Raw genomic sequence first — 16,243 nt, 5'->3', positions numbered from 1 at the left:
ACGTGCCGATGGGCGGCCCGCGCCGGGGGAGCGCGGGCCGCCCATCCATACGCGCCGGAGCGCGCTGGCGTTCAGCGGGGGCTACGAACCCACCCTCCGCTTGTTCCACACGTCGAACCCGACCGCCGCCAGCAGCACGAGCCCCTTGATGACCTGCTGCCAGTCCGTGCCGACGCCGACCAGGTTCATGCCGTTGTTCAGCACGCCGAGCACCAGACCACCGATGATCGCGCCGAGCACCGTGCCCACGCCGCCGCTCATCGAGGCGCCGCCGATGAACGAGGCGGCGATGGCCTCCAGTTCGAAGTTGAGGCCGGCCTTCGGCGAGGCCGCGTTGAAGCGGGCGGCGAAGACCAGGCCGGCCAGCGCCGCGAGCATGCCCATGTTGAGGAAGACCAGGAAGGTGACCTTCTTGTCCTTCACACCGGACAGCTTGGCCGCGGGCAGGTTGCCGCCGATGGCGTAGATGTGGCGGCCGACGATGGCGTTGCGCATGAGGTAGCCGAAGCCCACCAGCAGCACGCCCAGGATCAGCAGCACGATCGGCGCGCCCTTGTAGCTGGCCAGCAGCATGGTGACCGTCAGGACGGCCGCGACCAGGGCCACCAGCTTCAGCGCGAACAGCCCGGCCGGCGGCACCTCCAGGGAGAACTCCCGCTGCCGGCGCCGGTCCCGGACCTCCTGGTAGACCACGAAGGCGATCAGCGCGATGCCCAGCAGCAGCGTGAGGTTGTGGTAGTTGGTGTCCGGGCCGACCTCGGGCAGGAAGCCGTTGGAGACCTTCTGCAGGCCCTCGGGGAAGGGGCCGAGCGTCTGGCCCTCCAGGAAGATCTCGGTGAGCCCGCGGAAGATCAGCATGCCGGCCAGGGTCACGATGAACGACGGCATCCCGGCGTACGCGATGAAGAAGCCCTGCACCGCCCCCGCCACCGCGCCCATCACCAGGCACAGCACCACCGCCAGCGGCCACGGCAGATCGTGCCGGACCATGAACACCGCGGCCATCGAGCCGATGAAGGCGGTCAGTGACCCCACCGACAGGTCGATGTGCCCGGCGATGATGACCAGCATCATGCCGATCGCCAGGATCAGGATGTAGCTGTTCTGCAGCACCAGGTTGGAGACGTTGCGCGGCAGCAGCAGGTCGCCCTCGGTCCACACCGCGAACAGCACCACGATCAGGCCGAGCGCGAACAGCATGCCGTACTGCCGCATGTTGCGGCGCATGCCCTCCACGACCAGGCCGAGCAGTCCGTCACCGCCGGCCCGCCCGCCCGGCCCGTCCTTGCCGGCCGGCGTCGGCGCCGGCGACTTGGCGGTCACATCCGTGCTCATCTGCTTACCTCTTTGTCCTTCGTCATCTGGCGCATCAGCGACTCCTGCGTGGCCTCGGCCCGGCTGAACTCGCCCGTGAGCCGCCCCGCGGCCATCGTGTAGACGCGGTCGCACATGCCGAGCAGCTCCGGCAGCTCGGAGGAGATGAAGACGACCGCCTTGCCCTCGGCGGCCAGCCGGTCGATGACCGTGTAGATCTCGTACTTGGCGCCCACGTCGATCCCGCGGGTCGGCTCGTCCAGGATCAGCACGTCGGGACCGGCGAAGATCCACTTGCTGAGGACGACCTTCTGCTGGTTGCCGCCGGACAGCTTGCCCACCGGCTCCACGACCGTCGGCGCCTTGATGTTCATCGAGGTGCGGAACTCCTCGGCGACCCGCCGCTCGTCGTGCGCGTTCACCACGCCCCGCCTGGCCACCTTGCCCAGCGCGCTGAGCGAGATGTTGCGGTGCACGGTGTCGATGAGGTTGAGGCCGTAGTGCTTGCGGTCCTCGGTGACGTACGCGATCCCGTGCCGGACCGCCTCCGGGACGGTGCGGGTGCGGATCTCCCGGCCGTCCTTGAGCACCGTGCCCCGCGCGTGCCGGCCGTAGCTGCGGCCGAAGACGCTCATCGCCAGCTCCGTGCGCCCGGCGCCCATCAGGCCCGCGATGCCGACGATCTCCCCGCGCCGCACGGTCAGCGAGACACCGTCGACCACCTTGCGCTGCTGGTCGATGGGGTGGTGCACGGTCCAGTCGCGGATCTCCAGGGCCGGCGCCGTCCCCTCCTCCGGCTCGTGCGGGGTGCGCTCGGGGAAGCGGTGCTCCAGGTCGCGGCCGACCATCCCGCTGATGATCCGGTCCTCGGTGGTCTCCGGGGCCTTCACGTCGAGCGTCTCGATGGTCCGCCCGTCGCGCAGGATGGTCACCGAGTCGGCGACCTTGCGGATCTCGTTGAGCTTGTGCGAGATGATGATCGAGGTGACGCCCTGCTCCTTCAACTGGAGGATCAGGTCGAGGAGTTTGCCGCTGTCCTCGTCGTTGAGCGCCGCGGTGGGCTCGTCCAGGATGAGCAGCTTCACCTTCTTCGACAGCGCCTTGGCGATCTCCACCAGCTGCTGCTTGCCGACCCCGATGTCCGCCACCCGGGTCTCGGGGTGGTCGTCGAGGCCGACCCGGCGCAGCAGTTCGGCGGCGTGCCGCAGCGTCTCCCGCCAGTCGATGAGGCCGCGGGTGGCGTGCTCGTTGCCGAGGAAGATGTTCTCCGCGAGGGAGAGGTAGGGCACCAGGGCCAGCTCCTGGTGGATGATCACGATGCCCTGCTGCTCGCTGGCCCTGATGTCCTTGAACGCGCAGGGCTGCGACTCGAAGAGGATCTCCCCCTCGTACGTGCCGTGCGGGTGGACGCCCGACAGCACCTTCATCAGCGTCGACTTGCCGGCGCCGTTCTCCCCGCAGATGGCGTGGACCTCGCCAGGGCGGACGGTCAGCGTGACGTCCGACAGTGCCTTGACGCCGGGGAAGGTCTTGACGATCGAGCGCATCTCCAGGACGGGTCCCGCCATGGTGGTGCCTTCCAATCCCTCGTAGCCGGTCGTTACTTGAGGTCGCTCGCCTTGAGGTAGCCGGAGTCGACCACGACCTTCTGGTAGTTGGCCTTGTCGACGGCGACCGGGTCGAGCAGGTAGGAGGGCACGACCTTGGCGCCGTTGTCGTACGTCTTGGTGTCGTTGACCTCGGGCTTCTTGCCGGTCAGCAGCGCGTCGACCATGTCGACGGAGACCTTGGCGAGCTGCCGGGTGTCCTTGTAGACGGTCATCGACTGCTCGTCGGCGATGATCGACTTCACCGAGGCGACCTCGGCGTCCTGCCCGGTGACGACCGGCAGCGGCTTCTTCGCGGAGCCGTAGTCGTCCGACTTCAGGGCGGAGAGGATGCCGATGGAGATGCCGTCGTAGGGGGAGAGTACGGCGTCGACGCGCTGGCTCTTGTAGGACGAGGTGAGGACGTCGTCCATGCGCTTCTGGGCGGTGCCGCCGTCCCAGCGCAGGGTGGTGACCTGGTTGAGGGCGGTCTGCCCGGAGCGGACGACGAGCTGCTTCTTGTCGATGTACGGCTGGAGGACGCTCATCGCGCCCTGGAAGAAGTAGCGGGTGTTGTTGTCGTCGTTGGAGCCGGCGAACAGCTCGAGGTTGAACGGGCCCTTCTTGCTGCCGTCCTTCAGGCCGAGCTTGTCCAGGATGTAGGTGCCCTGCAGCTCGCCGACCTTCTCGTTGTCGAAGGAGGCGTAGTAGTCGACGTTCTTGGTGCCCAGGATCAGGCGGTCGTAGGAGATGACCGGGATGTCGGCGTCCTTGGCCTGCTGGAGCACGTTGTTGAGCGACTTGTTGTCGATCGCCGCGACGATCAGCGCCTTGACGCCCTGCGTGATCAGGTTCTCGATCTGCGAGACCTGCTGGTCCGGGTCGTCCTCGCCGTAGACCAGCTTGGTCTTGTAGCCCTTGGACTCCAGCGCCTTCACGACGTTGTTGCCGTCGGCTATCCAGCGCTCGGAGGACTTGGTCGGCATCGCGATGCCGACGGTGGCGCCCTTGGCGTCCCCCTTGCCCTCCTCGCTGCCGCCCTCGCTGTCCTGCCCGCAGGCGGACAGGGTGAGGGCGAGGGAGGCGGCGGTGGCGACGGCGGCGAGTGCGGCTCTGCGGTTGCGCATGATCATCATCCTTGATGTGAGTGCAGGGCTGAGAGTGCAGGGCTCAGGTGTGGTGGATTGTGCGCGGTCGTGTCGTCTTTTGTGAAGGCGGTTTCGGTAACGTTATGACGGCATCTCACGGCGACGGCGGGGGAAAGCGCTTGAGCCGGGGCGGGGTCCGGTCGCCCAGCGGCGCCATGCCGCCGTCCGCCCCGTGCCGGGCCAGCAGATCGAGGGCGAGCCTGCCCCTGCGCACCCGCTCCCGCGCCGAGGCCAGCGCCGCCTCGCGCAGGTGGTGGCCGTACGGGTAGATCCCGGGCGCCTTGGCGAGGCCGAACTTCAGGTACAGCGGCGCCCCGCGCCGGATCAGCTCGGCCACCTCGTACATCCGCACGAAGCCGCCGAGGTCGTCGGGCGCCTCGATGTACAGGTCCATCGGCGCCGCCGACACCCGCCGGATCTCGGTGAGATGGGCCGGCGTGAGGTCGCTCGGCACGTTGACGGAGTCGGCGCCGAGCCCCTCGTACACCGCGTACGACGCCGGGTTGACCGGCCCGACCAGCGCGGACAGCTTCAGCGTGGTGTCCGCCGGGAGCAGCCCGGCCTCCCGCGCCCGGTGCAGGGTCCACAGCACGCCCTCGTCGGCGACCAGCAGGCACCCCACACCCAGTCCGGTGGCGCGCACGGCGTCCTCGACGCACCCGGCGAGCGCGTCGTGCCCCCGGGCGCGGGGGCCCGCCCCGCCGGAGTCGGTGCGCACCGAGCCGCCGGTGTCCCAGGTGCCGCGCGGGCCGGTGAACAGGCACAGCTCGATGCCGCGCTCGGCGGTGGCGCCGGCCATCTCGGTGATCTCGGCGTCGGTCAGCATCCACACGCCGCTGCCCTGGCTGATGCGGTGCACCGGCACGTCGAGGCGGTCGGCCTCCGCGAGCACGACGGCCAGCGCCTCCGGGCCCTCGCAGGAGGGCACCTCGGTGCGCCAGCGTCCGCCGCCCGGGAAGGCGTGCGGGGAGGCGTCGGCGGGGTCGGGGGCGGGGGCGGCGAGGCCCAGGGCGGTGAGGGCGGGCTCGCCGGGTCTGCGGGGGGTGTCTTGAGTGCGGTCGGTCACGGGCGGGTCCTTCGCGTTCGGTTCTCGGAACGGGGTGCGGCGCCCGCTCCCGGGGCGGTCACCTGCGTACGGCTCAGGGGCGCAGCAGCACCTTGCCGACCCCCGGATCACCGGAGCCGACCAGGTCGATGGCGTGCGGGAACTCGGCGAGCGGCAGCTCGTGCGTCACCAGCGGCAGCGGGTCGAGCAGCCCGGCGGCGAACATCCGCACCGCGTGCGCCCAGGCGTGCGGCGGCGCCCCGAAGACGGTGCGCACCTCCAGCTGCCGCAGCACCAGGTCTGCCGGGTCGAGGCCGCCCCCGCCGGGCGCCGGCAGCCCGGTCAGCACCAGCCGCCCGCCCCGCCGCAGCAGCCCGGCCGCGACGCCGGCCGCGTCGGGGGAGCCGGCGGCCTCCACGACCACGTCGAAGTCGGCGGGCAGCGGCTGGTCCGTCGTACGGAAGCCGGTCGCGCCGAACCGCTCGGCCAGCGGGGCCCGCCGCCGGTCCACCCCGACCACCAGCAGCTCGGCGGGGGAGGCGGCGGCGAGGAACCGCACGGCCAGCATGCCGAGCGTGCCGGTCCCGACCACGGCGACCCGCTCCCCGGGCCGGGCGTCCGCCTTCAGCGCGGCGGCGGCCACGCAGGCGGCGGGCTCCAGGAGGGCGGCGGCCCCGAGGTCGGCGTCGTCGGGCAGGGGGTGCAGCAGCCGGGCCGGCAGGGTGAGGGTGGCGGCCATGGCGCCGGGCTCGGTGAACCCGGTCTCGGCGTACCCGGCGGTGCACAGCGTGGTCTCCCCGGCGTGGCAGCGCGCGCACACCTGGCAGTTGCGGAACCCCTCGCCGACCGCCTTGCGCCCGACGAGGCCCGCGGGCACGCCGTCCCCGACCCGGTCCACGGTGCCGGACCACTCGTGGCCCGGCGTGACGGGGTACCGCACGTACGCCGCCGGCCGGCTGCCCTGGTACACCTCCCGGTCACTGCCGCAGATCCCCACGGCGTGCACCCGCACCAGCGCCTCGCCGGGCCCGGGTTCGCGCGGCTCGTGCCGGACCAGCCGGTGCCGACCTGGCGCGTCCAGGACGACGGCGACCCCGCTCACGCCCGCCCCGCCGCCGGCCGGCGCCGCTCCCAGCCCTCGGCCCACAGGTCGAACCGGGCCTGCTGCTGCGGGAATTCGGCCGCCGCGTCGGCGTCCAGCTCGACGCCGAGCCCGGGGGCGTCGGAGAGGTGGAAGCAGCCGTCCTCCGGGTCGACCTGCGGGGCGCCCTTGACCACGTCCTTGATCTCCGCGTCGGCGAAGTCGTTGAAGTGCTCCAGGACCTTGAAGTTCGGCGTGGTGAAGCCGACTTGCAGGCTGGCGGCGGTGAGCACCGGGCCGCCCACGTTGTGCGGGGCGACCAGCGTGTAGTGGGCCTCGGCGGTGGCGGCGAGCTTGCGGGTCTCCCAGATGCCGCCGATGTGGCCGACGTCGGGCTGGATGATGTCCACCGACTGGTCCTCGAACAGCTCCCGGAACTCGATCCGGTCGTGGATGCGCTCGCCGGTGGCGATCGGCAGGTCCACCCGCTCGGCGACCTTCCTCAGCGCCTTCAGGTTCTCCGGCGGCACCGGCTCCTCCAGCCAGGCCGGCCGGTACGGCGCCAGCTCGCGGGCCAGCCGGATCGCGGTGGCGGGGGAGAAGCGGCCGTGCATCTCCAGCATCAGCTCGGCCTCGGGCCCGATGGCGTCCCGCACGGCCTCGATGAGCGAGACGGCGTACCGGGTCCGCTCGTGGTCGAGTTCGAAGTGCCCGGTGCCGAACGGGTCGATCTTCAGCGCCCGGTACCCCCGGGCCACCACCGCGCGAGCGGCCTCGTGGTACGCCTCGGGCGTCCGCTCGGTGGTGTACCAGCCGTTGGCGTACGCCTTGACCCGGTCGGTCACCTTCCCGCCGAGCAGCTGCCACACGGGCACGCCGAGCGCCTTGCCCTTGACGTCCCAGCACGCCATCTCGATGACGGCGATGCCGGACATCACGATCTCGCCGGCCCGCCCGTAGTCGCCGTACTTCATCCGGCGCACCAGGTCCTCGACGGCGAACGGGTCGGAGCCCGCGATGTGGTTGGCCTCGGCCTCCTTGAGGTAGCCGAGGAGGGCGTCGGTGTGCCCCAGCATCCGGGTCTCGCCGACCCCCGTGAGCCCCTCGTCGGTGTGCACCTGGACGTAGGTCAGGTTCCGCCACGGCGTCCCGACCACGTGTGTGCTGATCCCGGTGATGCGCACGGCGGCGTCCCCTCGCTCTGGCTCATGTTGTTCGATATCTCGTCACTCGTTCGAAATGCTGGCGTGACAGTAAGGAGAGCGCGGCGGGGGTGTCAATGCCCGGGACACGGCGACCTGTTCGGCCGGCGGGGACAACGTTTCCCACACAACCTTCACAGCCGTCTCTGGAGCCGCAACCGTCCCGGAACTTACTCTTCCCGCGTCATGGACTACTGCCACCCGTGCCGTCGGCACCTCAACGGCGCCCTGGCCTGCCCGGGTTGCGGCGCGCCGGCCCCCGCGCACATACGGGCGCCCCCGGCACCGGAGCCCGCTCCCGCCCCGCCCGAGGCCCCCGAACCGGGCCGCCGCGACCGCAAGGCCGCCGCCCACCGCAGGCGCCGCCGCCGCACGCTGCTCGTCACCGCGGGCTTCCTCCTCGCGGCCGGCGCGCTGAGCCTGGCCGAACTGGGCCTGGACGGACCGGGCTCGAAGCCGACGCGGCCGGCGGCCGAGGCCACCCCCGCCGCTCCCGCGCCCGAGGACGCCCAGGGCGCCACGGCGGTCCCGGCGGCCGACAGCACACGGGCGGCCACCGCCACGGCCGCCGCCTCGGCCACCCCGTCCGGGTCCGCGTCGTCATCGCTGTCGCCGTCCGCCCCGGCGAGCGCGTCCGCCGCCGCCTCCGCCACCGAGCCGCCCCGCGCGGACCCGCCGGCCGCCTCCCCGCACCGCCCCGCGCCGACGACCGCCGAGGCCCCGCCGCCGGCCGGCGCCACCACCCCGCCCCCCGCGGCGCCCGCCACCCCGCCGCCGACCTCTCAGGCCCCGGAGCCGTCCCCGACGAAGTCCTGCGACCGCTTCCTGTGGTGGTGCACCTGACGGGAGGTCAGCCGGGCTGCTCTCCGAGCCTGGCCGCGACGGCGTCGAGGACCCACTCCAGGCCGGTCGCGAACGTCGTCTCGGCGTCCACCTCCGCCGCCTCGTGCACGAACCTGGCCAGCGCCGGGAAGCGGCCCGTGGCCAGCAGCCTCGTCACATGGGACCCCGAGGCGCGCTGCCACTCCCGGTCGGTCAGGCCGGTGTCGCGTTCGGCCCGCAGGCCGGCGATCTCGCGCCGGATCGCGCCGGTGGTGTAGGCGCTGACGGTCTCCGTGGCGCGCAGCACGGTGTCCGCGTCGGCGAGGCCGTCGAGGGCGGCGAGCGTGGCCTCGGTGACGGCGAGGCCGTTGGGGCCCAGGGCGGGCCGGCCGCCGAGCAGGTCGGCCAGCCAGGGGTGGCGCAGGGCGGTCCGCCTGGTCCGGTGGGCGATGCCGCGCAGGGCCTCCCGCCAGTCGCCGGGCGGCTCCTCGGCCTCGGGGAGGATCTCGGCCTTGACCTCGTCCACCATGAGGTCGAACAGCTCCTCCTTGGTGGCGAGGAAGCCGTACAGCCGCATCGGCCCCGCGTTCAGCCGCGCGGCGACCTTGCGCAGCGACACCTCCGCGAGCCCGCCCTCGTCGGCGAGGGCAACGGCGGCGGCGACGATCCGCTCTCGGTCGAGCGGCACGGGGCGAGCCGGCGGCTCGGGCCGGTCCCAGACAGTCATGGCCCCACCGTACTGTTGCGCTTCACCGTCTCCCGCCAATACGGTGTATCGCCATGAGACACCGCATCGCCGTGGTCGGCAGCGGCCCGGCCGGCCTCACCTTCGCCCGCGTCATGCACCGCCACGGCCACCCCGTCACGATCCTGGAACGCGACCCGTCCCCCGACGCCCGCCCGCCGGGCGGCGCGCTCGACCTGCACGAGGGGATGGGACAACTGGCCCTGCGGAAGGCGGGCCTGCTGGCGGAGTTCGAGGCGCTGTCCCGCCCCGAGGGCCAGGCCATGCGCATCCTGGCCCCGGACGGCACGGTCCTGCGCGACTGGCGACCCCGCCCCGACGAGCGGGCCAACCCCGAGATCGACCGCGGCCACCTCCGCGACCTGCTGCTCGGCCCCCTGGAGGTCCGCTGGGGCCAGTCGGTGACCCGGGTCGTGCCGGGGACGGGGGAGGGCGTACGGGTCGACCTCGCCGACGGCCGCTCGGAGACCTACGACCTCGTGATCGGCGCCGACGGCGCCTGGTCCCGCACCCGCCCGGCCCTCTCCCCGGTGCGGCCGCACCACACCGGCGTCACCGCGGTCGAGACGTACCTGGACGACATCGACACCCGCCACCCCGCCCTCGCCCGCCTGGTCGGCGACGGCTCACTGGCGGTGTACGGCGTGAACCGCTCCCTGGTCGCCCAGCGCAACAGCGGCGGCCACGTGCGGGTGCACGCCCAGTTCCGCGCCCCCGCCGACTGGCACGGGCGCCTCGACGCGGCCGACCCCGAGGCGGTGCGCGCCGCCCTGCTGGCCCTCTTCGACGGCTGGACCACGGAGGCCCTCGACCTCCTCCGCCACGGCACCGCCTTCACCCCGCGCCCCCTCCACGTCCTGCCCGTCGGCCACACCTGGCCGCACACCCGGGGCGTCACCCTGCTCGGCGACGCCGCGCACCTGATGCCCCCCTTGGGCGCGGGCGCGAACCTCGCCATGCTGGAGGGCGCGGAACTGGCCGAGTTGCTCGCCGCAGCCGCCGACGACGACCTGGCCGAGGTGCTCCGCACCTTCGAGGAACGCATGTGGCCGAGGGCCGCCCGCTGGGCCGGCATCACCGCGGCGGGCCTGGACCGCCTGGTGAGCCCCGACCCTGCCGAGGCCCTCGCCGTCTTCGACGCGGTCCAGCCGTCCTGACCGGAGGGCTCACTCCCCGGACGCGTCCACCATCCTCCGCAGCGCGTCCCGCAGCGCGACCCGTTCCGGCTCCGACAGGCCCGCCAGCGGCTCCCGGGCGAAGCGCAGGGAGTCGCGGAGGGCGCGGGCGGTGCGGCGGCCCTCCTCCGTGACCGCCGCGACCTTCACGCGGCGGTCGGCCGGGTCGGGGCGGCGCTCGACCAGGCCGCGCGTCTCCAGGCGGTCCACGATGCCGGTCACGTTGGACGGCTCGCAGCGCAGTTTGCGGGCCAGGCGGCGCATCGGGAGGGGCTCCAGGGAGAGCAGGCTCAGGAGCCTCGCCTGCGCGCCGGTGAGGGACTGGGCCGCCGCCGCCTCCTCGTACTCCGCGTGGAAGCGGGCCACGGCCTCGCCGATCAGCTCGACGACCTCGAGGGTGAGGGCGTCGGGTCTGCGGGTACTTCCGTGCGGGGTGGCGGCCATGCGCTCAGGGTACCGAGGTGTTTGACAAGGTGAAATATGCAGGAGCATGGTTGTTTCAGGTACTGAAAGATATTTGAACCATGCGAGAGGCGGACCCCCATGCCCGACGTCAACCGTGAATGGCACCTGAAGAGCCGCCCCGTCGGCGTGCCCACGCCCGAGAACTTCGCCCTGGTCGAGGCCGACGTCCCCACCCCGGGCCCCGGCCAGGTGCTGGTGCGCAACGAGTACGTCTCCGTCGACCCCTACATGCGCGGCCGGATGAGCGCCGCCAAGTCCTACGTCGACCCCTTCGAGCTGGACAAGGTCATGCAGGGCGGCGCGGTCGGCGAGGTCGTCGCCTCCGACGCCGAGGGCATCGCCGTCGGCGACCACGTCCTGCACTTCTTCGGCTGGCGCGAGTACGCCGCCGTGGACGCCAAGAACGCCGTCAAGGTCGACCCGGACGCCGCCCCGCTCTCCACGTACCTCGGCGTGCTCGGCATGACCGGCCTCACCGCCTACGCGGGGCTGCTGCGTACCGCCTCCTTCAAGGAGGGCGACAGCGTCTTCGTCTCCGGCGCGGCGGGCGCGGTCGGCAGCCAGGTCGGGCAGATCGCCCGGCTCAAGGGCGCCTCCCGGGTCGTCGGCTCGGCCGGCTCGGACGAGAAGGTCAAGCTGCTCACCGAGGAGTACGGCTTCGACGCCGCCTTCAACTACAAGAACGGCCCGGTGAGCGAGCAGCTGCGCGCCGCCGCGCCCGACGGCGTCGACGTCTACTTCGACAACGTCGGCGGCGACCACCTGGAGGCGGCCATCGGCTCCCTGAACCGGGACGGCCGCGTCGCCATCTGCGGCGCGATCTCCGTCTACAACGCCACCGAGCCCGCCCCAGGACCGAAGAACCTGGCCCGCCTCATCCAGACCCGCGGCCGGATCGAGGGCTTCCTGGTCGGCGACCACTACGACCTCCAGCAGCAGTTCGTCCAGGAGGTCGGCCCCTGGGTCCGCTCCGGCGAGCTGAAGTACCGCGAGACCGTGGTCGAGGGCATCGGGAACAACCTGGAGGCGTTCCTCGGCGTCCTGCGCGGCGACAACACCGGCAAGATGATCGTCAAGCTCTGAGCCCTCCCTGAGCGCGCTTCCCGAGCGTTTCCGGCATGCGGTAGCGTCGTTCCGAAATCCGTCGTGGTCGTGGGCGCGAGTCACGGCGGACCGAGGAGGAAGAGCAACCACATGCCCATTTCGCAGTCCGAGGTCCTCTACACCGCAGTGGCCACCGCCGAGAACGGCCGCGACGGCCGGGTGGCCACCGACGACGGCAAGCTCGACGTCGTCGTGAACCCGCCGAAGGAGATGGGCGGCAGCGGCGCCGGCACCAACCCGGAGCAGCTCTTCGCCGCCGGCTACAGCGCCTGCTTCCAGGGCGCCCTGGCCGTCGTCGCCCGCCAGGAGAGCGCCGACGTCTCCGGCTCGACCGTCACCGCCAAGGTCGGCATCGGCAAGAACGACGAGGGCTTCGGCATCATCGTCGAGATCTCCGCGAGCATCCCCAACGTCTCCGCCGAGGCCGCCAAGGACCTGCTGGAGAAGGCCCACCAGGTCTGCCCGTACTCCAAGGCGACCTGCGGCAACATCACCGTCACCCTGGTCTGAGGACGCCCCTGTGGCCCGCACCCCCGCACCCCGCGGGGGCGCGGCGCCGGTAGAGTTCCGCCCATGCGCGATCTTGGGGCGGGATTCGGCCATCTCCTGAAGGGCCAGCGCTGGGTGGCCCGGCACGGCAGGAGCTACGGCTTCGGGCTGCTCCCGGGCCTGATCACCCTCGTTCTGTACGCCGCGGCCCTGGTCGCCCTCGCGCTCTGGGGCGCGGACTTCACCGCCTGGGCGACCCCCTTCGCCGACGACTGGGCGAGCCCCTGGGGCGGCCTGTTCCGCGGCTTCCTGACCGCCGTCCTCTTCGCCCTCGCCCTGCTCCTGGCGGTCCTCACCTTCACCGCCGTCACCCTCCTGGTCGGCCAGCCGTTCTACGAGAACCTCTCCGAGCGGGTCGACCGCGACGTCTCTCCGGACGGCACCGCCCCCGAGTCGCACCTGCCCCTCTGGCGCGAGCTGTGGATCTCCGCCCGGGACAGCCTGCGGGTGCTGGTCCGCGCCGCCGTGTGGGGCGTGCTGCTCTTCGCCCTCGGCTTCGTCCCGGTCGTCGGGCAGACCGTCGTCCCGGTGCTCGGCTTCTTCGTCACCGGCTTCTTCCTCACCGAGGAGCTGGCCTCCGTCGCCCTCCAGCGCCGCGGCGTCGAACTGCGCGAGCGCCTCGCGCTGCTCCGCTCCCGCCGCACCCTGGTCTGGGGCTTCGGCACCCCGCTGGCCGTCGCCTTCGTGGTGCCCTTCGTCGCGGTCTTCCTGATGCCGGGCGCGGTCGCCGGGGCCACGCTGCTTGCCCGCGACCTGCTGGGCGAGGAGATCCGCGAGGGCGACGACGAGGAGAACCCGCAGGTCACGCCCGAGACGGCCTAGGGAGCCTCCCCGGGCGCCTCCCCGAGCAGCGCCATGAAGTCCCGGAACGCCGCCGCCATGTCCACCGCCCCCGGGTCCAGCAGCCACTGGTACTGCAACCCGTCGAGCAGCGCCACCAGCAGCGGGGCCACCCGCTCGGGCGGCAGGCCGCCGGGGAGGCGGTCGCCGTACTCGGCGCGCAGCAGCTCCGCCATCGTCGCCCGCACCCGGCCGTAGCGCTCGGTGAAGAACGGCCGGGCCGGATGCCCGTCCGTGACGCTCTCCCCGAGCAGCGCCGAGAAGGTCTGGACGACGCCCGGGCGCATCGCGTTGTACTCCACCAGCGCGCCCAGCAGGTCCATCCGCAGCCGGTCCGCGGGCAGGGCGTCCCAGTGGTCGCGCTCGTCCAGCACCGCCACGAGCAGCGCGTCCTTGGTCGGGAAGTGGTGCATGAGCCCCTGCTGGGTCAGCCCCACCCGCTCCGCGACGGCGGCCAGACTGGCGCCCCGGTAACCGCGCTCGGCGATCACCTCCAGGGCGGCCCGCACGATCTCCGCGCGCCGCTCCCCACTTCTGGCCCTGGTGGTCATGGTGGTCACCGTACGGGATCGGGACAGGTCTCATATCACGGATCGATAACGAAACCTACCGGTCACCAGGGTACGGGTGCACCATGGTGCCGTCCCAAGGGCTTCGACGAGGAGGTGCCGCCGTGACGCAGACGGCGAACGCAGAGGAGAAGGACCGCGCCCGGGAGGCCGCCGTCGAGGCGGCGCTCGGCCTGCTCGACCTGGACGCGAAGGCCGGGCTGCTGTCCGGCCAGGACATGTGGACCCTGCCCGCCCTGCCGGAGATCGGCCTGGCCTCCCTGGTGATGTCCGACGGCCCCGTCGGCGTGCGCGGCGTGCGCTGGACCTCCGACGACCCCTCGGTGGCGCTGCCCTCCCCGACCGCGCTCGCCGCGTCCTGGGACCCGGACCTCGCCCGCCGGGCCGGCGCGCTGCTCGCCCAGGAGGCCCGCCGCAAGGGCGTGCACGTCCTGCTCGCCCCCACCGTCAACCTGCACCGCTCCCCGCTGGGCGGCCGGCACTTCGAGGCGTACAGCGAGGACCCGTACCTCACCGGCCGCATCGGCTCCGGCTATGTGGCCGGCGTCCAGTCCGGCGGGGTCGGCACCACGGTGAAGCACTTCGTGGCCAACGACGCCGAGACCGACCGCTTCACCGTGAACAACCTGGTCTCCGAACGCGCCCTGCGCGAGCTGTACCTCGCGCCCTTCGAAGCGATCGTGGCCGACGCCCGCCCGTGGGGCGTCATGACGGCCTACAACTCGGTCAACGGGCCGACGATGACCGAGCACACCCACCTCGTGCAGGACGTGCTGCGCGGCGAGTGGGGCTTCGACGGGGTCAACGTCTCCGACTGGGTGGCCGCCCGCTCCACCACCGGCGCCCTGCGCGGCGGCCTGGACATCGCGATGCCGGGCCCGCGCACGGTCTACGGTGCCGCCCTGGCCCGCGCCGTGCGGGACGGCGAGGTCACCGAGGCCGAGGTCGACGCCGCCGTGCGCAACGTGCTGCGCCTCGCCGCCCGCGTCGGCGCCCTGGCCGGCACCGAGCCCGCCGTCGCCGAGCCGCCCGCCGCCGTGGACGGCCCGGCCCTGGCCCGGGAGATCGCCCGCCGCTCCTTCGTCCTGGTGCGCAACGAGCCCCGCGCGGGGCGCCCCGCCCTCCCGCTGCGCCCCGGCACGGTCGCCCTCAGCGGCGCCGCCGCCCGCGACGCCCGGGTCCTCGGCGGCGGCTCCGCCACCGTCTTCCCCGACCACGTGGTCTCCCCGCTGGACGGCCTCACCGCCGCGCTGCCCGAGGGCACCCTGACCTACTCCGTCGGCGCCGACCCGAACACCGAACTGACCGCCGCAGGCGCCGGCTTCGACCTGCGCGCCGTCTGCCGCGACGCGTCGGGGGAGGTCATCGGCACCGGCTCCGTCCCCGGCGGGCACATCCAGTGGATGGGCTCCGACCTCCCCGAGGGCGTCACCCACGACCGCCTGGACAGCGTCGAGCTGACCGGCACCTTCACCCCGCGCGAGAGCGGCACCCACACCTTCGGCATCAAGGGCCTGGGCGCCTTCACCCTCACCATCGACGGGACCACGTACTTCGACGACGTGCAGCGCCCCGCCAAGGACGACCCCTTCGAGGCGATGTTCGGCGCCCCCGAGTCCCGCGCCGAGGCCGACCTCACCGCGGGCGTCCCGGTCGAGGTGTCCCTGCACCACCTCATCCGGCTCTCCGACGACCTGCCGGCCAAGGTGATCACCTTCTCCCTCGCGCACGCCGAGCCCCGCTTCGACCCGGACGCGGCGATCGCCGAGGCCGCCGAGGCCGCCCGCGCCGCCGACACGGCCGTCGTCGTGGTCGCCACCACCGAGCGCGTCGAGTCCGAGGGCTTCGACCGCACCGACCTGCGGCTGCCGGGGCGCCAGGACGACCTGGTCCGCGCGGTCGCCGCCGCCAACCCCAACACCGTGGTGGTCGTCAACTCCGGCTCCCCGGTGGAGCTGCCCTGGCGCGAGGAGGTCGCCGCCGTGCTGCTCGGCTGGTTCCCCGGCCAGGAGGGCGGGGCGGCGCTGGCGGACGTGCTGACCGGCGCGGAGGAGCCGGGCGGCCGGCTCCCCACCACCTGGGGCGACCTGGCCGACGCCCCGGTCACCCGGGTGACCCCGGAGAACGGTGAACTCCACTACGGCGAGGGCGTGTTCATCGGCTACCGCGCCTGGGACCAGGCCGGCCGCACCCCGGCCTACCCCTTCGGCCACGGCCTCGGCTACACCGACTGGGAGTACGAGTCGGCCGACCTCGACGGCACCGCCGCCACCGTCCGGCTGCGCAACACCGGTGAGCGGCCCGGCCGCGAGGTCGTCCAGGTCTACCTCGCCCCCGCCGAGCCCGACGCCTCCCGCCCCGCCCGCTGGCTGGCCGGCTTCGCCGTCGCCGAGGCCGGCCCCGGCGAACGGACCGAGGTCACCCTCGACCTGCCCCGCCGCGCCTTCGAGGTATGGGACGAGGCGGCCGGCTCGTGGGCGTTTGTGAAGGGTTCGTACGAAGTCCGAATCGGCCGCTCGATCACCGACCCCCGGATCACCACGCCGATTACCGTCTGAACCAGGGCGAGGCCCTCTCAGACAGCCCCGGCCCGGGCCC

Annotated in this window: 14 protein-coding genes and 1 pseudogene; 6 read left to right on the top strand and 9 right to left on the bottom strand. The window is 73.0% G+C overall.

Going from position 1 to position 16,243, the window contains the following annotated elements; genetic code table 11:
* Window positions 1-81 precede the first annotated feature (81 nt).
* The 6 genes from mmsB to ACGFZL_RS01105 form a co-directional block, all read right to left on the bottom strand.
* A complete protein-coding gene (gene mmsB, locus ACGFZL_RS01130; RefSeq protein WP_355166499.1) occupies window positions 82-1,335 on the bottom strand; it encodes a multiple monosaccharide ABC transporter permease in 1,254 nt (417 codons plus the stop codon).
* Window positions 1,332-2,882 carry a multiple monosaccharide ABC transporter ATP-binding protein gene (gene mmsA, locus ACGFZL_RS01125; RefSeq protein WP_393688034.1) on the bottom strand — a complete coding sequence of 517 codons (1,551 nt, stop codon included), beginning with the start codon at window positions 2,880-2,882 and terminating at the stop codon, window positions 1,332-1,334. Before mmsA ends, mmsB begins: the two co-directional genes overlap by 4 nt.
* A gap of 32 nt (window positions 2,883-2,914) precedes the next feature.
* On the bottom strand, window positions 2,915-4,027 hold the full coding sequence (gene chvE, locus ACGFZL_RS01120) for a multiple monosaccharide ABC transporter substrate-binding protein (protein WP_355166503.1): 1,113 nt from the start codon (window positions 4,025-4,027) through the stop codon (window positions 2,915-2,917).
* Window positions 4,028-4,142: 115 nt separating this feature from the next.
* Complete coding sequence (locus tag ACGFZL_RS01115) at window positions 4,143-5,114, bottom strand: hypothetical protein (RefSeq protein ID WP_393688032.1); 972 nt, start codon at window positions 5,112-5,114, stop codon at window positions 4,143-4,145.
* 73 nt (window positions 5,115-5,187) lie between these two features.
* Complete coding sequence (locus ACGFZL_RS01110) at window positions 5,188-6,195, bottom strand: zinc-binding dehydrogenase (RefSeq protein ID WP_393688030.1); 1,008 nt, start codon at window positions 6,193-6,195, stop codon at window positions 5,188-5,190.
* Window positions 6,192-7,358, bottom strand: a complete 1,167-nt coding sequence (locus ACGFZL_RS01105; protein ID WP_393688028.1) for a mandelate racemase/muconate lactonizing enzyme family protein — start codon at window positions 7,356-7,358, stop codon at window positions 6,192-6,194. The genes ACGFZL_RS01110 and ACGFZL_RS01105 overlap by 4 nt, the downstream gene beginning before the upstream one ends.
* Window positions 7,359-7,562: 204 nt before the next feature.
* On the opposite strand from ACGFZL_RS01105, the gene ACGFZL_RS01100 reads away from it, so the two are divergent.
* The gene (locus ACGFZL_RS01100) at window positions 7,563-8,219 is read left to right on the top strand and encodes a hypothetical protein (RefSeq protein WP_393688026.1); all 657 of its coding nucleotides are present in this window, start codon (window positions 7,563-7,565) and stop codon (window positions 8,217-8,219) included.
* Window positions 8,220-8,226: 7 nt separating this feature from the next.
* Here ACGFZL_RS01100 and ACGFZL_RS01095 read toward each other — a convergent pair whose 3' ends face one another.
* Entirely contained in the window at window positions 8,227-8,925 is a 699-nt protein-coding gene (locus tag ACGFZL_RS01095; RefSeq protein ID WP_393688024.1) for a TetR/AcrR family transcriptional regulator, read from the bottom strand.
* 53 nt (window positions 8,926-8,978) lie between these two features.
* On the opposite strand from ACGFZL_RS01095, the gene ACGFZL_RS01090 reads away from it, so the two are divergent.
* The gene (locus tag ACGFZL_RS01090) at window positions 8,979-10,100 is read left to right on the top strand and encodes an FAD-dependent oxidoreductase (RefSeq protein ID WP_393688022.1); all 1,122 of its coding nucleotides are present in this window, start codon (window positions 8,979-8,981) and stop codon (window positions 10,098-10,100) included.
* A 9-nt stretch (window positions 10,101-10,109) separates the two neighbouring features.
* Here ACGFZL_RS01090 and ACGFZL_RS01085 read toward each other — a convergent pair whose 3' ends face one another.
* Complete coding sequence (locus tag ACGFZL_RS01085) at window positions 10,110-10,562, bottom strand: MarR family winged helix-turn-helix transcriptional regulator (protein WP_393688020.1); 453 nt, start codon at window positions 10,560-10,562, stop codon at window positions 10,110-10,112.
* A 99-nt stretch (window positions 10,563-10,661) separates the two neighbouring features.
* Between ACGFZL_RS01085 and ACGFZL_RS01080 the strand changes: the two genes are divergently transcribed.
* The 3 genes from ACGFZL_RS01080 (at window position 10,662) to ACGFZL_RS01070 (ending at window position 13,058) form a co-directional block, all read left to right on the top strand.
* On the top strand, window positions 10,662-11,666 hold the full coding sequence (locus ACGFZL_RS01080; protein WP_393688018.1) for an NADP-dependent oxidoreductase: 1,005 nt from the start codon (window positions 10,662-10,664) through the stop codon (window positions 11,664-11,666).
* 111 nt (window positions 11,667-11,777) lie between these two features.
* Entirely contained in the window at window positions 11,778-12,197 is a 420-nt protein-coding gene (locus ACGFZL_RS01075; protein ID WP_393688016.1) for an organic hydroperoxide resistance protein, read from the top strand.
* A gap of 63 nt (window positions 12,198-12,260) precedes the next feature.
* Window positions 12,261-13,058: an EI24 domain-containing protein gene (locus tag ACGFZL_RS01070; protein WP_393688014.1), complete on the top strand. Its 798-nt coding sequence runs from the start codon at window positions 12,261-12,263 to the stop codon at window positions 13,056-13,058.
* On the opposite strand, the pseudogene ACGFZL_RS01065 reads toward ACGFZL_RS01070, so the two are convergent.
* Window positions 13,055-13,646, bottom strand: a pseudogene (locus tag ACGFZL_RS01065) (TetR/AcrR family transcriptional regulator). The gene ACGFZL_RS01070 and the pseudogene ACGFZL_RS01065 overlap by 4 nt on opposite strands.
* A gap of 64 nt (window positions 13,647-13,710) precedes the next feature.
* Here ACGFZL_RS01065 and ACGFZL_RS01060 point away from each other — a divergent pair.
* Window positions 13,711-16,203 (top strand): glycoside hydrolase family 3 protein, encoded by a 2,493-nt coding sequence (locus ACGFZL_RS01060; RefSeq protein ID WP_393688012.1) that lies wholly within the window; start codon window positions 13,711-13,713, stop codon window positions 16,201-16,203.
* Window positions 16,204-16,243: the final 40 nt, after the last annotated feature.

The organism is Streptomyces sp. NPDC048182 (genome assembly GCF_043202555.1).
GTDB lineage: Bacteria > Actinomycetota > Actinomycetes > Streptomycetales > Streptomycetaceae > Streptomyces.
The sequence above is the reverse complement of the archived record's forward strand: the minus strand, read 5'-3'. Positions and strand labels throughout refer to the sequence as shown.